General features: G+C 74.8%; 17 protein-coding genes. 6 read left to right on the top strand and 11 right to left on the bottom strand.

Annotated elements, in window-relative coordinates:
* Window positions 1-72: 72 nt before the first annotated feature.
* Window positions 73-1,158, bottom strand: coding sequence for an S-(hydroxymethyl)mycothiol dehydrogenase (locus ACIQUQ_RS25045; protein ID WP_403979769.1), 1,086 nt, complete (start codon window positions 1,156-1,158; stop codon window positions 73-75).
* Between the two features lie 127 nt (window positions 1,159-1,285).
* Here ACIQUQ_RS25045 and ACIQUQ_RS25040 point away from each other — a divergent pair, with 127 nt between their 5' ends.
* Window positions 1,286-1,576, top strand: coding sequence for a hypothetical protein (locus ACIQUQ_RS25040; RefSeq protein ID WP_403979767.1), 291 nt, complete (start codon window positions 1,286-1,288; stop codon window positions 1,574-1,576).
* 24 nt (window positions 1,577-1,600) lie between these two features.
* Here the strand turns inward: ACIQUQ_RS25040 and ACIQUQ_RS25035 are convergent, their stop codons facing one another.
* The 4 genes from ACIQUQ_RS25035 to ACIQUQ_RS25020 are packed head-to-tail and all read right to left on the bottom strand — an operon-like array spanning window position 1,601 to window position 4,464.
* Complete coding sequence (locus ACIQUQ_RS25035) at window positions 1,601-1,873, bottom strand: hypothetical protein (protein WP_403979764.1); 273 nt, start codon at window positions 1,871-1,873, stop codon at window positions 1,601-1,603.
* 32 nt (window positions 1,874-1,905) lie between these two features.
* The gene (locus ACIQUQ_RS25030) at window positions 1,906-2,550 is read right to left on the bottom strand and encodes a response regulator (RefSeq protein WP_403979761.1); all 645 of its coding nucleotides are present in this window, start codon (window positions 2,548-2,550) and stop codon (window positions 1,906-1,908) included.
* Complete coding sequence (locus ACIQUQ_RS25025; protein WP_403979758.1) at window positions 2,547-3,728, bottom strand: sensor histidine kinase; 1,182 nt, start codon at window positions 3,726-3,728, stop codon at window positions 2,547-2,549. Before ACIQUQ_RS25025 ends, ACIQUQ_RS25030 begins: the two co-directional genes overlap by 4 nt.
* A 22-nt stretch (window positions 3,729-3,750) precedes the next feature.
* A complete protein-coding gene (locus ACIQUQ_RS25020; protein WP_403979755.1) occupies window positions 3,751-4,464 on the bottom strand; it encodes a hypothetical protein in 714 nt (237 codons plus the stop codon).
* Window positions 4,465-5,515: 1,051 nt separating this feature from the next.
* On the opposite strand from ACIQUQ_RS25020, the gene ACIQUQ_RS25015 reads away from it, so the two are divergent.
* Window positions 5,516-6,583, top strand: a complete 1,068-nt coding sequence (locus ACIQUQ_RS25015) for an N-acetylmuramoyl-L-alanine amidase (RefSeq protein WP_403979752.1) — start codon at window positions 5,516-5,518, stop codon at window positions 6,581-6,583.
* Window positions 6,584-6,598: 15 nt separating this feature from the next.
* Here ACIQUQ_RS25015 and ACIQUQ_RS25010 read toward each other — a convergent pair whose 3' ends face one another.
* The 5 genes from ACIQUQ_RS25010 to ACIQUQ_RS24990 form a co-directional block, all read right to left on the bottom strand.
* On the bottom strand, window positions 6,599-8,563 hold the full coding sequence (locus ACIQUQ_RS25010; RefSeq protein WP_403979749.1) for an ABC transporter ATP-binding protein: 1,965 nt from the start codon (window positions 8,561-8,563) through the stop codon (window positions 6,599-6,601).
* 105 nt (window positions 8,564-8,668) lie between these two features.
* Window positions 8,669-9,877 (bottom strand): helix-turn-helix domain-containing protein, encoded by a 1,209-nt coding sequence (locus tag ACIQUQ_RS25005; RefSeq protein ID WP_403979747.1) that lies wholly within the window; start codon window positions 9,875-9,877, stop codon window positions 8,669-8,671.
* Window positions 9,878-10,038: 161 nt separating this feature from the next.
* Entirely contained in the window at window positions 10,039-11,646 is a 1,608-nt protein-coding gene (locus tag ACIQUQ_RS25000; protein WP_403979744.1) for a peptide-N4-asparagine amidase, read from the bottom strand.
* 159 nt (window positions 11,647-11,805) lie between these two features.
* Window positions 11,806-12,633, bottom strand: coding sequence for a tyrosinase family protein (locus ACIQUQ_RS24995; RefSeq protein WP_403979741.1), 828 nt, complete (start codon window positions 12,631-12,633; stop codon window positions 11,806-11,808).
* Between the two features lie 112 nt (window positions 12,634-12,745).
* Window positions 12,746-13,135 carry a tyrosinase cofactor gene (locus ACIQUQ_RS24990; RefSeq protein WP_403979738.1) on the bottom strand — a complete coding sequence of 130 codons (390 nt, stop codon included), beginning with the start codon at window positions 13,133-13,135 and terminating at the stop codon, window positions 12,746-12,748.
* A gap of 319 nt (window positions 13,136-13,454) precedes the next feature.
* Between ACIQUQ_RS24990 and ACIQUQ_RS24985 the strand changes: the two genes are divergently transcribed.
* From ACIQUQ_RS24985 to ACIQUQ_RS24975, 3 genes are read left to right on the top strand one after another with little or no spacing between them, the layout of a single operon-like run.
* A complete protein-coding gene (locus tag ACIQUQ_RS24985) occupies window positions 13,455-14,447 on the top strand; it encodes an N-acetylglucosamine kinase (protein WP_403979735.1) in 993 nt (330 codons plus the stop codon).
* A gap of 56 nt (window positions 14,448-14,503) precedes the next feature.
* Window positions 14,504-15,136 carry a class I SAM-dependent DNA methyltransferase gene (locus ACIQUQ_RS24980; RefSeq protein WP_403979732.1) on the top strand — a complete coding sequence of 211 codons (633 nt, stop codon included), beginning with the start codon at window positions 14,504-14,506 and terminating at the stop codon, window positions 15,134-15,136.
* Window positions 15,133-15,654: a hypothetical protein gene (locus ACIQUQ_RS24975; protein ID WP_403979729.1), complete on the top strand. Its 522-nt coding sequence runs from the start codon at window positions 15,133-15,135 to the stop codon at window positions 15,652-15,654. The genes ACIQUQ_RS24980 and ACIQUQ_RS24975 overlap by 4 nt, the downstream gene beginning before the upstream one ends.
* A 15-nt stretch (window positions 15,655-15,669) precedes the next feature.
* On the opposite strand, the gene ACIQUQ_RS24970 is transcribed toward ACIQUQ_RS24975, so the two are convergent.
* Complete coding sequence (locus ACIQUQ_RS24970) at window positions 15,670-16,209, bottom strand: HPP family protein (protein ID WP_403979726.1); 540 nt, start codon at window positions 16,207-16,209, stop codon at window positions 15,670-15,672.
* Window positions 16,210-16,512: 303 nt separating this feature from the next.
* Here ACIQUQ_RS24970 and ACIQUQ_RS24965 point away from each other — a divergent pair, with 303 nt between their 5' ends.
* Window positions 16,513-17,217: a helix-turn-helix domain-containing protein gene (locus ACIQUQ_RS24965; RefSeq protein ID WP_403979724.1), complete on the top strand. Its 705-nt coding sequence runs from the start codon at window positions 16,513-16,515 to the stop codon at window positions 17,215-17,217.
* Window positions 17,218-17,267: the final 50 nt, after the last annotated feature.

Below are 17,267 nucleotides of genomic sequence, written 5' to 3'. Positions count from 1 at the left end.
GGCGGCGGGCCGGCGGGACAGGGGGCCGGCGGGACCGGGGCGCACCCCGCCGCCCCGCCGGCCGCCACCGCGTCAGAACTGCACGACGGAGCGGAGGACTTCGCCGCGCTCCATGCGCGCGAAGGCCTCCTCGACCTCGTCGAGGGCGATGGTCTCCGAGACGAACGCGTCGAGGTCGAGCCGCCCCTGGAGGTAGAGGTCGATGAGGACGGGGAAGTCGCGTTCCGGCAGGCAGTCGCCGTACCAGGAGGACTTGAGCGCGCCGCCGCGCCCGAAGACGTCGAGCAGCGGCAGTTCGAGCTTCATCTCCGGGGTGGGTACGCCGACCAGCACCACGGTGCCGGCGAGGTCCCGGGCGTAGAACGCCTGCCGGTAGGTTTCCGGCCGGCCGACCGCGTCGATGACCACGTCGGCGCCGTTGCCGTCGGTGAGGGCCTGGACGGCCTTGACGACGTCGTCGGTGCGGCCGTTGATCGTGTGGGTGGCGCCGAGCGTGCGCGCGAGGTCGAGCTTGCGGTCGTCCAGGTCCACGGCGATGATCTTCGCCGCGCCGGCCAGGCGCGCGCCGGCGATGGCGGCGTTGCCCACTCCCCCGCACCCGATGACGGCGACGGAGTCGCCGCGGCCGACGTTCCCGGTGTTGAGCGCGGCGCCGAGACCGGCCATCACGCCACAGCCGAGGAGGCCGGCGGCGGCCGGGGAGGCGGCCGGGTCGACCTTGGTGCACTGGCCGGCCGCGACGAGGGTCTTCTCCGCGAAGGCGCCGATGCCGAGCGCCGGCGAGAGCGGGGTGCCGTCCTCGAGGGTCATGGGCTGGGAGGCGTTGTGCGTGGCGAAGCAGTACCAGGGGCGGCCGCGCCGGCAGGCCCGGCAGCTTCCGCACACCGCACGCCAGTTGAGGATCACGAAGTCGCCGGGCGCGACGTCGGTGACGCCGGGTCCGACGGCCTCCACGACCCCGGCCGCCTCGTGGCCGAGCAGGAAGGGGAACTCGTCGTTGATGCCGCCCTCACGGTAGTGGAGGTCGGTGTGGCACACGCCGCAGGCCTTGACCTGTACGAGCGCCTCGCCGGGCCCGGGGTCGGGGACCAGGATCGTGGCCGTCTCCACCGGTGCGCCCTTGCCGCGCGCGATGACACCTCGTACGTGATGCGTCACAGTACAACCACCTTTGTCAGCTTCGACCAGGACTTTCGAACGTATCAGCCGCCCCGGGCCCGGAGGATCCCCCTACCCGCCCCGGTCCGGATTCCACCGGTCCCGTCCGGGCGTGTTGGATGACGGGATGGCACGCCGCAAGAAGACCCCCCGCCCGCCGTTCCCGCTGCCGCGCGGCATCGTCCTCCTGTCGACCCCGCACGGATGGCGGCACAGCGTCTCGACCGTCGACGGCGGCATGGCCTGTGGCCGCCTCGCGGACGTTCCGGCGGACGCGCCTGCCGCCACCGCTCGCGACGCGGCGGCCGACCTGGTCACGTCCCTGGCGCGTGACTTCCACGGCACGGAGGTCACGGTGGTCTGGCACCCGCCGACCGCTCCCGACTCGTGGACCGCCGACGTCGTCCCGGTGGGGTGACCCGGCGGTGCCGGGGCGGCGGGGTCAGGGGGCTTCGGTGGGGCGCTGGTGGCCGCAGTGGACTTCGGTGCCCGACGCGTCGTGGACGCCTGCCAGGTGGCCGACGTTGGAGAAGACGCTGACTCCCTGGGCGTGGACCGTGACCTCGAAGGGGGCGACGGTGGCCGGGTCGGCCAGTTCGGTGTCCGAGCTGACGGTGAAGCGCTCGCCGGGGTTCAGCCAGTAGTCCTCGCCGAGCGGTTCGACCCACAGGGTGAGCGGGGCGCCCGTGTCGTTGTTCACCGTGATCTTCTGCATGCCCGCAGCGTACGGCGGCCCCTGGGGCCCCGTCAGAGGAGGCCCTGGTCGCGGGCGTAGAGGGCGGCCTGGGTGCGGTCGCGGAGCGAGAGGCGGGTGAGGATGCGGGAGACGTGGTTCTTCACCGTGCCCTCGCTGAGGCGGAGGCGCGAGGCGATCTCGCGGTTGGTCGCGCCGGCGGCGACCAGGCGCAGGACGTCGGCCTCGCGGGCGGTGAGCGGTCCGGTGGCCGGAGCCTCGGCCGCCGGGCGGTCGAGGGCGGCGGCGAGGCGGGCGGTGGCCGCCGGGTCGAGCGGGGTGAGCCCGGCGTGGGCCAGCCGCACCGCGTCGGCGAGTTCCGCCGGGGGGAGGTCCTTGAGGAGGTACCCGCTCGCCCCGGCGCGCAGGGCCCGTACCACGTACTCCTCGTCGTCGAAGGTGGTCAGCATGACCACCCGGCAGTCCGGCGCGCGGCGGCGCAGTTCGGCGAGGGTCTCGACGCCGTCCGGGCCGGGCATGCGGACGTCCATGAGGACCACGTCCGGGGTGAGGGTGACGGCCTGGGCCAGGGCCTCCCGGCCGTCGGCGGCCGTGCCGACGACCTCCATGCCGGGCTGGATGCCGAGCAGGGAGGCGATGCCGTCGCGGATGAGCCGCTGGTCGTCGACGACGAGCACCCGGACCGGCCCGGCCGTCACGGCGCGGCCTGCCGCGGAAGGGCGCCGTCCGGCCGGCGCAGGGGCCCGTCCGGCCGGGGCAGGGTCCCGTCCGGCCGGGGCAGCGTGACGGTGAGCCGGGTGCCGGTGCCCGCCGCGCCGGCGATGTCCACGCTGCCGCCCGCGAGTTCGACCCGCTCGCGCATGGCCCGCAGTCCGAAGCCCTCGGGCGCGCCGCCGATCCCCCGCCCGTCGTCGGTGACGGTCAGCCGGGCGGGTGCGGCGTCGAGGTCGACGGTGACCTCGATGCGGCGGGCGGAGGCGTGGCGGCGGGCGTTCGTGATGCCCTCCTGGGCGGCCCGGTAGAAAGCGGTGAGGGCGGCGGTGCCGTACGCCGTCTCCTCGCCCGCCATGTGAAGTGTCACATCGTCATGGTGCCCGACCAGCGCGTCCAGGGCGGCCCGCAGGCGGAACGGTTCGGCACGGAGGGCGCGCACGGAGGTCCGTACGTCGGCCAGCGCCTGCCGGGCCGAGCGGTGGGCGTCCTCCACGGCCCGCCGCGAGGCCTCCGCGTCCCGCTCGCTGAAGGCGCGGGCCTTCTCCAGCTGCACGACAACGGCTGTGAGGTGGTGGCCGAGGCCGTCGTGGACGTCGCGCGCGACGCGGGTGCGCTCGGCGGCTGCGGAGAGTTCGGCCACCTGACGGTACGACTCCTCCAGGCGGGCCCGCAGCCGCCGTTCGGCCACGGCCCCCGACGCCATGGCCAGGGTCAGGACGAGCCCGAGGCCCAGCATCAGCAGGTCGGACACGGCCTCCGGGTCGGCGTACCAGCGCGGGGTGGTGAACGGGACCAGGGCCAGGCACGCGGCGGCGAGGCCGGTGGCCCAGGCCCGGCCGAGTGCGAAGTACGCGGTGAACGGCACCAGGACGAACAGGACCCGGGACAGCCCGGAGCCGTCGGCCGCGGCCACCAGGGCGATGAGGGCCGCGCGCAGCGCCAGGAGGGCCACGGTGGCCGGGACGGGGGTCCGCCCCGGCCTGAGGCGGGCCTCGCCGAGGTCGAGGGCGAGGAGCGCGGCGAGGCCGGCGGTGAAGAGGAGGGGGCGGGTGGCCCCGCGACCGGTGTCGCCGAGGCCGGCGGCCGCCGCGTACCAGCCGGCGGCCAGCACGGCGGCGTACAGCAGGGGCGGGATCCAGGGAGCGGGCCGGGAAGGGTGCACCCGCCTCACGGTAGTGGGCATGTCAGGCGGACGGGCGGGGCTCCGGCCAGACGGCGACGGAGAGTCGGACGAGCGAGGCGGCGGCGAGGACGTGCAGCAGGCCCGTCCAGGGCGTGTCGGGCAGTGAGGAGGCGAGGGCGAGCAGGGTGAGGCACACGGTGTAGCCCCAGGCGGCCGACCGCGGGAACACCCCGCTGCGGGCCATGGAGACCCCGAACAGCACGGTGCCGGCGATGAACACGGCGGCCCCGGCGAGCACCGCGGCGCGGGTCGGGGCGGGCAGCTCGGCCGGGTGCAGGAAGTACACGACGAGGTTCAGGGCGAAGGCGACGCCGGTGAACAGGCCGAGACCGACGAGGTTCACGGCGTGCGCGAGGGCGCCGAAGCGGCCGGAGGCCGCGCTCTGGTGGGCGTGGAACGCGGTCACGGCGGGCACGCCGAAGGCCGCCCCGAGCCCGAGGACGATGCTGGTGGCGGCGGTCTCCCCGGTGAACGCCTCGACGGCCCCGGGCACACCGAGGCCGAGCGCGAGCAACACCCCGCTCACGGCGCCGAACCGCTGGAGTGCGGGGGCGGGTACGGGACGCGCCGCGGGCACGACGCCTGCGCCGGTGGCTTCCGACGCGCGGCCCGGCCTGGGCATGGCGGGTGGCATGGGCACGGCGGGTGGCATGGGCACGGCGGGCGAGTGAGGCACGGCGGACGGGTCGGGCGCGGGGGTGCTGGGAGTGTTCATGGGACGGCGCTCCAAGGCGTCGGGGGCCTGCTGTTGCGGACACGCCCGACCGTAGGAAGCGGCCGCCCGCCGCCCACAGTGCCGGTCGGCCGGATCCCGAGCCGAAGGTCACGGGTCGCACGGCCAAGCGTCATGTGCCGGTCGGACGCGGTGGCGCGCACCGGCTCCGATCGGCCGGACCGGATGCCGTGCCTCCGGAGCCGGCCCGCGCCCCCGCGGACCCGCCTCGCCCGCCGGGGCCGAACGGCCTTGCCGTGTGGCCCCGCTCCACGACCGGCCGGACGGTGAGGGGAACACCCCGACGCCCGCCCGCAGACCAGGCAGGTCGCCCATGCCGTCGTACGAGGCGGAGACCAGCTGCCTCTTCTGCGAGTCGCCGCGCTCGAACCACAGCGAGCCCGGCCGGCCGGAGCTGAAGTGGTTCACCCCGCGGCGGAACGGCGCGGAGGTCGCGCGCCGGGAGACGGACGTGGGGCAGACCCGGAGCCCGGACGTCACGCGGCTGCTCCTGGGGCAGGCGACGGCCGAGGTCGTGGCCGGCGGAACGACGGCGGTCCGGAGGACGTCGTCGGCACGCTGCGGCCGGACGACACGCACGTGGGCGGCCTCAAGTTCGTCCGCTTCGACGACGCGGGGGGCTCGCCACGGGCTGAGCCACCGGGTCCGGCGCCACGGCAACCCTGACGCCCTGCTCCGGTCGGCGGCGCGGCCGGGCCTGGCCGTGTCCGGCCTGGAAGCGACGCCCGCAGCGAGGAGCGGTCCCGAGGCCGGAGGGCACGGGGTGGCCCCCGTCCCTCCCCGGCGCGCTGGGCCGTTCGGCCCTCCCCGCGTCACCCGTCCCGGGTGTCCCAGGGGTCCCATGGGACGACACGGGACGTCCCACACGGCGATCTGGCTTGTCCGGAACCCGTCTTGATCTCTAGCGTGCTGACGCGTTGGTGGGCTGTCCGGACACGGGGGTGTCGGACATCCCGCTCAAGCCACGGCGGATCACCCGTACGCCTCGCACCGGGTGAGCCGCCGTCCGCTCTTCCACGGAACGGAATCGCACATGCTGCCGACGCTGCGACCCCTGCTGCGCCGCCGGACGGTGCTCACGGGAGCCCTCTCGCTGGGGGCGCTGGCCGCCCTCGGGACGCCGGGAAGGGCCTGGGCGGCGGACGCCCCGGAGATCACGGACTGTGACTCCTGGGGCGCCCGGCAACCGACCAGCCCCGTCCGGGTACTGCCCACCTCGCCCGAGAAGATCGTCGTCCACCACACCGCGACCCCCAACGTCGCCGACTACTCGCAGAAACGCTCCCTCGTCCTGGCCCGGGCCATCCAGAACTACCAGATGGACACCAACGGCTGGATCGACACCGGCCAGCACTTCACCGTCAGCCGCGGCGGCTTCGTCACCGAGGGCCGGCACGAGAGCCTGAACTCCCTCCTCGGCGGGTCCGAGACCGTCGAGGCCGCCCACTGCACCGGCCAGAACCGGGTCGCCATCGGCATCGAGAACGAGGGCACCTACAGCACCGTCGAGCCCCGCACCGAGCAGTACGAGAGCCTGGTCGCCCTCTGCACGTACATCTGCCGCCAGTACGGCGTCGACGCCTACCAGATCTACGGCCACCGGGACTTCAACGCCACCGCCTGCCCCGGCGACCGTCTCTACGCCCTGCTGCCCAAGCTCCGCTCCGACGTGGCCGCACGGGTCGGCGGCGACCCGGTGGGCCCCATGTGGACGGTGCTCCGCCCGGGCGACACGGGCGAACGCGTCCGCATCCTCCAGCACCTGCTCCTCCAGCACGGCGCCCAGGTCCCCGTCGACGGCAGCTTCGGCCCGGCCACGGAATCCGCGCTGCGGGCCTTCCAGACGCGCAGCGAAACGGTCCTGGACGGCGTCGCCGGCGCCCAGACGTGGAACCAGCTCAGCACCCCGGTCTCGCAGGGTGCCGCCGGCCAGGCCGTACGGGCCATGCAGGGCAGACTCCACTCGCTCGGCTACGACACCCCCGTCGACGGCCTCTTCGGCCCCGGCACCAGGTCCCGCGTCGCCGCCTTCCAGAAGGCCCGCAGACTGCCCGCCGACGGCTCCGTCGACGCCCGCACCTGGAGCCGCCTCCTGGCCTGAGCCCGCCCCTGCTCCCTACGCCGCTCCGTCCACCGCCCCACCGACGACCGACCCGCCGACGACCGGTCCTGCCGGCCCACCGGCCACCGACCCGCCGACGACCGCCGTGGAGTTCCCGCCCCCGCCCTCGAACTGGGTGCGGTGGAGTTCCGCGTACCGGCCGCCGGCGGCCAGGAGGTCCTCGTGGCGGCCGCGTTCCACGATGCGGCCGTCCTCGACGACGAGGATCTGGTCGGCGGCGCGGACGGTGGACAGGCGGTGGGCGATGACCACGGCCGTGCGGCCTTCCAGCGCCTCGGCGAGGGCCTCCTGCACGGCCGCCTCCGAGGTGGAGTCCAGGTGTGCGGTGGCCTCGTCGAGGATGACCACGCGCTGCCGGGCCAGGAGGAGGCGGGCGATGGTGAGGCGCTGGCGTTCGCCGCCGGAGAGCCGGTAGCCGCGCTCGCCGACCACGGTGTCGAGGCCGTCGGGCATCCCGGCGATGAGGCCGTCGAGGCGGGCCCGCCGCAGCACCTCCCACAGCTCCTCCTCGGTGGCGCCGGGGCGGGCGAGGAGGAGGTTGGCGCGGACGGTGTCGTGGAAGAGGTGCCCGTCCTGGGTGACCATGCCGAGGGCGCCGCGCAGGGAGTCCGCGTCCAGGTCGCGTACGTCGACCCCGGCGATCCGTACGGCGCCCTCGTCGGCGTCGTAGAGCCGGGGCAGCAGCTGGGCGATGGTGGACTTGCCGGCGCCCGAGGAGCCGACCAGGGCCACCATCCGGCCGGGTTCGGCGCGGAAGGAGATGCCGCGCAGCACCTCGGTGCCGCCGCGGGTGTCGAGGACCGCGGTCTCCTCCAGGGAGGCGAGGGACACCTTGTCGGCGGAGGGGTAGCCGAAGCGGACGCCGTCGAACTCCACGGCGAGCGGGCCGTCGGGGACGGGCCGGGCGTCCGGCTTCTGGGCGATGAGGGGTTCGAGGTCGAGGACCTCGAAGACGCGCTCGAAGCTGACGAGGGCGCTCATCACCTCGACGCGGGCCCCGGCGAGTGCGGTCAGGGGCGCGTACAGGCGCGTGAGCAGCAGTGCGAGGGCGACGACGGCGCCGGCCTCCAGCCGGCCGTCGAGGGCGAGGACGCCGCCGAGCCCGTAGACCAGTGCGAGCGCGAGGGCGGAGACGAGGGTGAGGGCGGTGATGAAGGCGGACTGCGCCATGGCGGTGCGGACGCCGATGTCCCTGACCCGGGCGGCGCGTGCGGCGAACTCCGCGGACTCCTCGGCGGGCCGGCCGAAGAGCTTCACGAGCGTGGCGCCGGGGGCGGAGAAGCGTTCCGTCATACGGGTGCCCATGGCGGCGTTGAGGTCGGCGGCCTCGCGCTGGAGGCCGGCCATGCGGCGGCCCATCCGCCGGGCGGGCATCACGAACACGGGGAGGAGCACCAGCGCGAGGAGGGTGATCTGCCAGGAGATGCCCAGCATCACGGTGAGGGTCAGCAGCAGGGTGACGAGGTTGCCGACCACGCCGGAGAGGGTGTTGCTGAAGGCCCGCTGGGCGCCGATGACGTCGTTGTTGAGGCGGCTGACGAGGGCGCCGGTGCGGGTGCGCGTGAAGAACGCCACCGGCATCCGCTGGACGTGGTCGAAGACGGCGGTGCGCAGGTCGAGGATGAGGCCCTCGCCGAGGTTCGCGGAGAGCCAGCGGCCGACCAGTCCGAGGGCCGCCTCGGCGAGCGCGATGCCGGCGATGAGCACGGCCAGGCGGACCACGGTGCCGGAGTCGCCGCCGCCGACGATGGCGTCGACCACGCGGCCCGCGAGCAGCGGGGTGGCGACCGCGAGCAGGGCGGTCGCCACGCTGACCAGCAGGTACAGGCCGATGCGGCGGGAGTGGGGGCGGGCGAAGGTTCCGATGCGGCGCAGGGTGGCCCGGTCGAAGGGCCGCCGGTGGGTCTGGGCGTTCATCGTGCTGTGCAGCGACTGCCAGGCCGTGATCTCCATGTCCATGCCCTCGACGCTAGGACCTCGAGTCGGGTTGAGGTCAAGGATTTCGCGAACGGGGAGGAGGGGGCGGCGGGGCGGAGTGCGGCCGGGCACGCCGGCGGGGACCGGCTAGGGCTTGACCCCGCCGAGCGGGGAGCACTCCTCTTCCTTCTGGTTCGGTATGGAGCCGCAGACGGTGATCGTCTCCCAGGGCTCCTGGGGGGTCACGGCGAGCATCCGGGTGTACGTGTCGTGCTCCATCCGGATGGCGGCCTGGTCGGACAGGCCCCGCTTGTCGCGGATGCTGACGGTGTCCCCGATGTTCCCGGCCTCGATGCGGCCCCAGACCGACTGGCAGGCCGGGCTGTAGCGCAGCTGGATGCTCATGCCGCGCAGCCAGGTCTTGCGTACGGTCGTGGCGTCCCATTGGCAGTCCATGGCCTGGGGTTCGCGGAGCAGGCAGGTGTCGCTCTTGCAGCCGGTCCTGACCGGGCCGGTGGGGCGGGGCGCCGGGGCCTCGGTGCCGGTCCCGCCGTCGGCGGGTGCGGTGGTGGCGGACCTCCCGTGGGAGCCGAACGCCGCGTCGGCGCCGCCGGAGGTGGCGGCCACACCGCTGAGGCCGATGACGGTGAGCACGCTGCCGAGCACCGCTCCGGCCAGGGCGCAGGCCGCCATCGCCAGGACGGCGCGCCGGCGGGCCCGCGGACTGCGGTGGTCGTGGTCGGCGGCGGGTGCGGGCACGGGTGCGGCCGGCGCGGGCACGGGTGCGGCCGGTACGGGCACGGGTGCGGCCGGTACGGGCCCGGCTGCGGCCGGTACGGGCCCGGCTTCGGCGGCGTCGGGGTCGGAGGCCGGCACGGGCGAGGACGGAGCCGCGGGTGCCGGAGGGGCCGGCGGCTCGGGGGCCGTGCCCGAGGGAGCCGGACCCTGAGGGACCACACCGGCGGGGGCCGCGGGATCCGAGAACGCGCCGGGCGCGGACCCCGGCGCCACCTCCACCTCCGCCTCCGCCTCCGCCTTCGCCGGTTCGGCGGCTGCGGCGGACCGGCCGGCGGCGGGAGCCGCGGCCGGGGCGGCGGGGTTCCGGTCGAGCCGGCCGAGGAGGGCTAGCAACGGCAGCGGGTCCGCTCCGGCGGCGGTCGCGAACTCCTCGACGGCGACCCTGGTGGGCACCTGCTTGCCGTTGAGGAAGCGTTCCCAGGAGGAGCGGCTGTAGTGCGTCTTGTCCGCGAGCCGGTTGTAGCTCAGCCGTGCGGCCTCCTTGATCCGGCGCATCTCCGCGAACAGTTCGGCCTCCGGTCTTCCCCGCCCGGTGGTCTTGTCCGCTCCCTGTGCCATCTGGCGCGTCCCCTTTGAGTTGTGCCTGCTCGCCTGGCCCACCCCGCGAGCAGGCACAATTATGGGCCACCTGCCGGCGTGCCGATGCCCGTGGCCGGGCCTTCGGATCCCCTGGTCAGAAGGTTGCCGAAGGCTCCGGAAGAAGCTGCGGACGTTCTCCGTCAGCAGCCGCTGACGTCCTCGACGAGGAAGCCCTGGGCGGTGCGCAGGGTGCGGTCGTGGCAGCCGTCGGGGGTGCGGAGGCGGTAGCGGTCGGTGGTGGTGCCGATCGCGTGGCGCTGGTCGCGCGGGACGCCGTACGTGTAGGTGGCGTCGCCGGTGTAGGTGTGGTCCAGGCTGGTCCGGGACGCGGGGCGGCCGGGGCGGGTCACGGTGGTGTCGGCGCGGTCGCCGAGGCCGAGGACGGTCCGCAGGCGGCTGTCGGCGCCCAGGGTGGTCTCGCCGTCCATCGTGTAGGTCCGGGCGGTGCGGGTGGTGACGGCGCCGGTGGTGACGGTCTCGTCGTCGCGCCACTCGGCGGCCAGCGCGTCGCGGTCCTCGCCGTCGGTCCAGCGGTGCGCGGAGGTGTGGGCGAGGGTGCGGGTCACGGTGGTGGTGACGCGGCCGTGGGAGGTGTCGAGGTAGCCGGAGACGGTGAGCGAGTGGCCGCCGGTGGTGTCCAGGCGGTGGGGTGAACCTGCCGTGTAGCGGGGGATGTTGACGGGCTCGGTCTGCTGGTGGCGGGTGAGGGCGCCGGTGACGGTGCGGCGGCCGTGGTCCTGCCAGAGCAGCAGGTTGGCCGGGACGCTCCAGCCGCTCTGCCCGGCCGGGACGCCGGCGACGGAGACCTCCACGGTGTGCGGGCGGCCGTCGTTGAAGAGCGCGGCGAAGGGGGTGAGGTCGTAGGTGACGGGCTGGACGTCGAAGGCGCGGGGGCCCGGGGTGACGTACCAGAGGAAGGGGTTGGACCAGCCGCCGGTCCAGACGGTGGGGAAGGGGGCGGCGATGCCGGCGAGCCGGCCGTCGACGGAGATCCGGACCTCGCGGTACGGGCCTTCGGCGGCCTTGCAGGAGTAGGGGGCCTCGTCGGGCACGGTGAGGTACCAGTACTCCTCGCAGCCGCCGCCGGAGCCGGTGGCGTACACCTCGGCGAGGAGGCGCTCGGTGTTGCGCGGGGTGGTGACGGGGGCGGCGGTGACGGGCAGGACGCGGTCGGGGACGGAGCGGCCGGTTCCGCGGCCGGGGGTGGCCGCCGGACGTCCGGTGTGGAAGGTGAGGGTGACGCGGACGTCGAGGACGCCGGTGTAGGTGTCGTCGACGACGTTGCCGATGAGCATCTCGACGGCGCCCGGGCGGCGCAGGGTGTCGGTGTACCGGGTGACGTCCTTCTCGACGGACCAGGTGATGCCGTCGGGCGAGGGCTGCGGGGTGGAGGTGCGCAGGATCTCGACGCCGTCGACGGTGAGGTTGCCGAGGCGGTCGTACTGGCGGCCCTTGACCTTCCCGTCGAGGCGCAGCACCACCTTCGACCAGGGGCCCGGGCAGGCCGCGGGGGGCGCGTAGCTCCCCCGGTACGGCGTGAAGTCCCGGAACTGCGCTGCGGCCAGGGTGACTTCGCAGGAGCGGCCGGCGGGCCGGGTGACGGGCGGGTCGGCGGTGATCGGGTCGTGCCAGTCGGTGCCGAACTCGGCGGGCGGGGTGTCCGCACGGGCGAGGGAGGCACCCGCGAACAGCGAGCCCGCCACGAGGGCGAGCCCGCTGATCATGCTCATGATCCGCTGTCGTCTCATGGGCCCCGAGTGAAGCGCGGACGCGGGTGCGGCGCCAGAGGGCGGGGCCTGGGTGGCGGATTCGTTCCCCCGGCCCGCGGACCCGCCCCCGGACCCTCCGCCTTCGTCCCCGCCCCGCCCCGGGCCCGTCCCGTCAGGGCCCGTCCCGTCAGGCGGGCGTCACGCCGCCGTGTCGAAGGTGTAGTGGCGGGTGTGGTCGAGCATGTCGGACGGCGTGACGTTGTTCCACGGCCGCATGGTGTCCTTCAGGTCCACCACGTTCGCGGTGCCGGCCACGGGCAGGTAGGTCGAACCGGGGTGCAGGCGCTGCCAGTCGGCCCACAGCTTGTCGATGTAGGCGTGGTGGAGCCAGAACACCGGGTCGTTGGGCGAGGCGCCGGTGGCCATCTGGCCGCCGACCCAGACGTGCACGCGGTTGTGGAGGTTGACGCCGCGCCAGCCCTCCAGGTGGTTGCGGAAGCCGTTGGAGGCGCTGTTCCAGGGCGCCTCGTCGTACGTGGCCATGGCCAGCACGCTGTCGACCTCGGCCTTCGTCGGCAGCTGGGCCACCGAGGAGGCGAGGGCGCGGCGCAGGTAGGGGCGGCCGTCCACGCGGACGTTGAGCTCCCACTTGCCGCCCGAGTAGGCGAACGGGCCGTCCATCACCTGGCCGTCGCGGGAGCGGCCGTTGCCGCCCATGAAGTCCGGGGCCCAGAGGGAGGCGCGGGTGGTGCGGTCGGTGCTCCAGTCCCAGTAGGGCAGGGCGACGGTCGGGTCGACGGCCTGGAGCGCCTGCTCGAACTCCAGCAGGAAGCGCCGGTGCCAGGGCAGGAAGGAGGGCGAGCGGTGGCCGACGCGGTCGCCCGAGTCGGTGTCGCTCATGATGAAGGAGTTGTGGGTGCTGACGAAGGTGTCGTAGGTCCCGGCTCGCTTGAGCTCCAGCACCGCGTTGACGAATCGCTTCTTCTCGTCGGCGGTCAGCGTGGCCTGGTTCTTGCGTATGGTCACTGGTACGTCCCCGTGTCTTTCTGGGGTGGTGCGGTGGTCGGTCGGTGGTGTGCGGGGATCACGTGGTCAGGGTGTCCCCGCATCGGTCGGTCCGCGGTCGGGCGGTCCGTGGTCAGCCGGTGGCGAGCGGCACGAGCTTGGCGCCCTGGAGCTCCACGACGGCGGCCCGGGCGAGCGAGCGCAGGTCGCGGTAGGTCTCGTAGTGGTTGACCACACTGATCCAGGTGCCGTCGGCGTTGCGCATGATGTGCAGCTCCTGGCCGTCGATGCGGACGGAGTGGCCGCCGCCGTGGTCGCCGTGGTGGCCGCCGTGGGCGGTCGGACCGCCCTGGATGCGGCGGCCCTTGTAGACCTCGTCGAAGGAGCCGGGCGCGGTGTGGCCGGTGTGGTCCGTGTGGTCCGCGGTGCCGGCGGCCGCGGCACCGGTGGCTCCGGCCACGGCGAGCGCGGCGGCCGCGGAGGCGGTGACGCCGAGGGCTCGGCGTCGGGTCATGACGGACATGGGTGTCCCCCCTGGTGGTACGTGGTGGTACGGGTTTCCGGCGCCGCGGTGTGCTTGTCGTACGCGGCGCAAGGCGATGAGTACCAGCGGGTGACGCCGGCCCGGAAACGGCGGCCGGCAGGTTGGCCGCGATCCGGACATCACCCCATAAGTTGTCCATGCAACCATTTCGGGGATCTTGCGGAGGATGCGATTCCCGGGCGCAGCAACTGAAGATCTTTCATTCTTCCCGCGTAGATCTGAAAGATTTTCTGCAAAGCGGTGCCTTTATGGTCGGCCTCACATCGCGAAGCTGGCCGGAAAGCGAAGGAGGTACGTCATGTCCGACGGGGCCGGGGAGCACTGGTTCGCGGGGATCGACGTCGGGGGTACGGGGATCCGGATCGCCCTCGCGCGGGGCGGCTGGCCGGCCGCCCTGACGGCAGTCCGGACGGCCGAACTCGACGCCCCGGCCCGGATCACGGCGGCCGGGCACGACGCGGAGGCGCTGCTGGCGGCCGTACTGCCGGCGCTGCGCGGGCTGTTGGACGCCGCGGGCGCACCCGGGGCGACGGCCGTCGCGGTGGGCGCGACGGGCATGGCCCTGCTGGGCCGCGACCTCGCCGCGCGGCTGCCGGGGCCGCTGGCGCGGGAGACCGGGGCCCGGTCCCTCGCCCTGGCCAGTGACGCGGTCACGGCCCACATCGGCGCGCTGGGGACCCGGCACGGGGTGGTGGTGGCGGGCGGCACCGGGCTGGTGGCCGTCGGGTCCCACCCGGAGGACGGGTGGCGCAGGGCCGACGGGTGGGGGCAGTTGCTGGGCGACTGCGGCGGGGGCGCGTGGATCGGGCGGGCCGGTCTGGAGGCGGCGCTGCGGCAGCACGACGGCCGGGCGGGCGGCTCGGCGCTCCTGCTGGCCCTGGCCACGGAGGAGTTCGGGCCGGTGGCAGGGCTGCCCGCGGCGCTGCAGCCGCGGGCCGACCGGGCCGCGCTGCTGGCCGGGTTCGCGCCCGCGGTCGGCCGGGCCGCGGCGGAGGGCGACCCGGTGGCGGTCCTGCTGCTCGACCGGGCCGCGGAGGAGATCGCGGCGAGCGGGACGGCAGCCGCAGCCGGGCTGCCGTCCCCCCACCTGTGCCTGACGGGCGGGCTGTTCCGGCTGCCCGGGCTCGCCGACGCGGTACGCCGTCACGTGGCCGCGTACCTGCCGGACGCCCGCTGGACGGCCCCCGACGGCCCGCCCCTGCTCGGCGCCCTGCGCCTGGCCGCCACCCTCCCGTCCCCGCCCTGGCCACCGTCCCCGCCCCTGCTGGACGTACTCGCCGTGGGCGGCTGAGGGCGAGGTCCCGAGCCGCTGATCACGACGGCGGGGGCGTGTCGCATACTCGCCCGATGGACAGCACCTCCCTCCGGGACTCCTACGACGCGGTCGCGGACGCGTACGCGCAGGGCTTCACCGCGGATCTGGCCTCCAAGCCCCTGGACCGCGCCATGCTGGCGGCCTTCGCCGAACAGGTGCCGAAGGAGGGCCCCGTGGCCGACGTGGGGTGCGGGCCCGCCCAGGTGGCGTGTTTCCTGGCCGACCTCGGGGTTCCGGTCCTGGGCCTCGACCTGTCGCCCGGCATGGTGGAGGTGGCCCGGGCGCGCAGGCCCGGCCTGGACGTGCGCGTCGGATCGATGCTCGGCCTCCCGCTCGGCGACGGAGAACTGGCGGGTGTGGTGGCGTTCTACTCGCTGATCCACCTCAGGGCCGAGGAGCGGCCCACGGCCTACGCGGAGTTCGCCCGGGCCGTGCGGCCGGGCGGCCTCGTCCTCGCCGCCTTCCACGCGGGCGAGGAGGTCCGGCACCTGGACTCCTGGCTCGACCGCCCGGTGTCGCTCGACTTCTTCGCCCTGCGCCCCGAGGAGGTCGCCGCCGGCCTGACGGCTGCCGGGTTCACGGTGGAGGCGACGCTGGTGCGGGGGCCGTATCCGGGTGAGGCGGACACCGAGCGCGCGTACCTGCTGGCGCGGAGACTCGGGTGACCGTGACCCGGCTCGTCCACGAGGCCGACGGGTTCCTCAACTTCCGGCACTACGCGTTCCGCGACGGGGCGCACGGCCACCGGTGGGTCGACCTCAGGCACCTGCGGCTGCCCGCCGGGCCCGTCGGGGACCGGGAGCTGCTCGCGGCGCTGATCGGCCACGAGCAGTTCCGCGACGACTACATGGGCGGCGGGGTGCTGCCGGACGGGCCGCGGCACGGGCCGTTCTGGCTGCGGCTGGTCACGCCCGAGGCGTACGGGGCCGTGGACGCGGAAGCCGCGGCGCGGGTCCTGCGGGAGTGGGCGGACCGGTTCGGTCCCGTGCCGGCGGAGCTGGAGGAGGACCTGCGGCGGGAGGTGTTCGACCGGCTGGGCGCGGCCGACGGCGTCCACGTCCTCAGCGGCCTCGGCCGGGACGCGCACCACGACTGGGGGCCCGTGCACGGGGAGTTCCACGAGTTCGTGGTCGTGGACCGCGCGGCGGGCCGGGTCACGCTGCTCGTCGCGGCCGACGACTGAGTTCGGCCGGGCGGCTCACCACCAGTACGCCGGGTAGCGGGTGGCGCCCGGGCGGATGCGGGAGGCCAGGCAGCCGGTGAGGACCAGCAGGACGGTGGCGCCGAGGAGGAGCGGCACGAACGTCTCCGCGTCGGGGGTCTGGAGCACCACGATCACGGAGCTGGCGCAGCCCGGGGAGTGCGGGGTGCGCGCGGCCATCGTGAGGGCGAGGGTGAGGCCGCCCGCGACGGCGGCCGCCCAGGGACTGCTGCCCAGCCCGGCGAGCACGCCGTAGCCGACCAGCGCGCCGATCATGTGGCCCGCGATGACGCTGCGGGGCTGGGCCAGGGGCAGCGCGGGGGCACTGTGGACCAGGGCCGCGCTGGCGGCCAGGGAGGGTATGAGCACCGGCTCGTGGATCATCGCGCCGATGCCGACCAGGGCCAGCAGGACGGCGGTCGCGGCGCTGATGCTGTGCGCGGCGGCCACGGGGGTGGGCCGGGCGGGGGCCCGGACGGGCACGACGACGGGGGACTCGGGGGCGTGCGGCAGGCGCGCCGCGGGGTGCGTGGGCATGACAGGGCGATCTCGGGCGGCTCGGCGGACGGGGGCAGGAGGAACGGCCTACGCGCGGCGCTGCGCTGCCTGCCGTGATCCACGGCGGCCCGGCCATGCGCCCGTCTCGGTGGAAACCGGCACAGTCCGCCCAGAAGACTAACCTCCTGGCCTCGGCGATCGGGCACCCCACCCCCACAAGTGCACTGAATGCCCATCTTCGCCCCTTTCGCTCCCCCGTTGGCGCCTCACCTCAAGATTTCCCCAAAGAATTTTTGCAAAAACTCTTTTGCAGACTGCTCGTCAGCTCCTACGCTCGTCGGCATGGTCAGCGAAGAGCAGAGACGGGTCCTCGACCCCACCCGGGACGCGGCGGCACTCAAGGCACTCACCCACCCCCTGCGCATCCGGCTGCTCGGGCTGCTGCGGCAGCACGGTCCGTCGACCGCGAGCGAACTCGCGGTCCTGACCGGGGAGTCCTCCGCGTCCACCAGCTACCACCTGCGGGTGCTGGCGAAGTACGCGTTCGTCGCCGAGGCCCGGAACCGCGACGGCCGGGAGCGCCGCTGGCAGGCCGTGCACGCGGTCACCTCCTGGGACAACCGGGCCATGGAGGCGAGCGCGGGAAGCCGCGCCTTCGTCGGCCTCGCACGACGGCGCCAGGTCGAGCACCTGCAGGACTCCCTCGTGCGGCACGAGACGGACGTCGCCGAGGGACGGCTGGGCGAGGAGTGGCTGGAGCCGTCGGGCATCACCGACCTGCTGCCCGTGCTGACGCCCGAGTCGCTGACCGAGCTGTGGGCGGTGATCGACCGGACCCTCGACGAGCTCGCCGCCAGGGACGCCGGAGACCCGCGCGCCGCCCAGGTGGTGTTCCTCGCCGCCGGCTTTCCCCTGGCAGCGCACCAGCCGGCCCGGCCGGCCGGCGCCGAGACTCCAACCGACGCAGGGGCGGCGGCCGAAGCGGAAGCCGCGGCCGGCCCCGAGGCCGCGGCCGATGCCTCCGCGCACGCCGGAGGTGCCGCGTGACCGCCCTCCTCGACGCCCGCGCCGCGCGCCGCCGTTACGCCACGGCCTGC

It is taken from the genome of Streptomyces sp. NPDC101118 (assembly GCF_044759445.1).
Taxonomy (GTDB): Bacteria; Actinomycetota; Actinomycetes; order Streptomycetales; family Streptomycetaceae; genus Streptomyces.
This window is presented reverse-complemented; position numbering and strand designations above follow the sequence as displayed.

Excerpts from the sequence above, each read along its gene's own strand:
- ACIQUQ_RS24965 (WP_403979724.1), top strand. The coding sequence starts at position 16,513 with ATGGTCAGCGAAGAGCAGAGACGGGTCCTCGACCCCACCCGGGACGCG.
- ACIQUQ_RS25035 (WP_403979764.1), bottom strand. The coding sequence starts at position 1,873 with ATGCAGAAGATCACGGTGAACAACGACACGGGCGCCCCGCTCACCCTG.
- ACIQUQ_RS24990 (WP_403979738.1), bottom strand. The coding sequence starts at position 13,135 with ATGTCCGTCATGACCCGACGCCGAGCCCTCGGCGTCACCGCCTCCGCG.
- ACIQUQ_RS24980 (WP_403979732.1), top strand. The coding sequence starts at position 14,504 with ATGGACAGCACCTCCCTCCGGGACTCCTACGACGCGGTCGCGGACGCG.
- ACIQUQ_RS25005 (WP_403979747.1), bottom strand. The coding sequence starts at position 9,877 with ATGGCACAGGGAGCGGACAAGACCACCGGGCGGGGAAGACCGGAGGCC.
- ACIQUQ_RS25040 (WP_403979767.1), top strand. The coding sequence starts at position 1,286 with ATGGCACGCCGCAAGAAGACCCCCCGCCCGCCGTTCCCGCTGCCGCGC.
- ACIQUQ_RS25010 (WP_403979749.1), bottom strand. The coding sequence starts at position 8,563 with ATGGACATGGAGATCACGGCCTGGCAGTCGCTGCACAGCACGATGAAC.
- ACIQUQ_RS25015 (WP_403979752.1), top strand. The coding sequence starts at position 5,516 with ATGCTGCCGACGCTGCGACCCCTGCTGCGCCGCCGGACGGTGCTCACG.
- ACIQUQ_RS24970 (WP_403979726.1), bottom strand. The coding sequence starts at position 16,209 with ATGCCCACGCACCCCGCGGCGCGCCTGCCGCACGCCCCCGAGTCCCCC.
- ACIQUQ_RS25000 (WP_403979744.1), bottom strand. The coding sequence starts at position 11,646 with ATGAGACGACAGCGGATCATGAGCATGATCAGCGGGCTCGCCCTCGTG.
- ACIQUQ_RS25020 (WP_403979755.1), bottom strand. The coding sequence starts at position 4,464 with ATGAACACTCCCAGCACCCCCGCGCCCGACCCGTCCGCCGTGCCTCAC.
- ACIQUQ_RS24985 (WP_403979735.1), top strand. The coding sequence starts at position 13,455 with ATGTCCGACGGGGCCGGGGAGCACTGGTTCGCGGGGATCGACGTCGGG.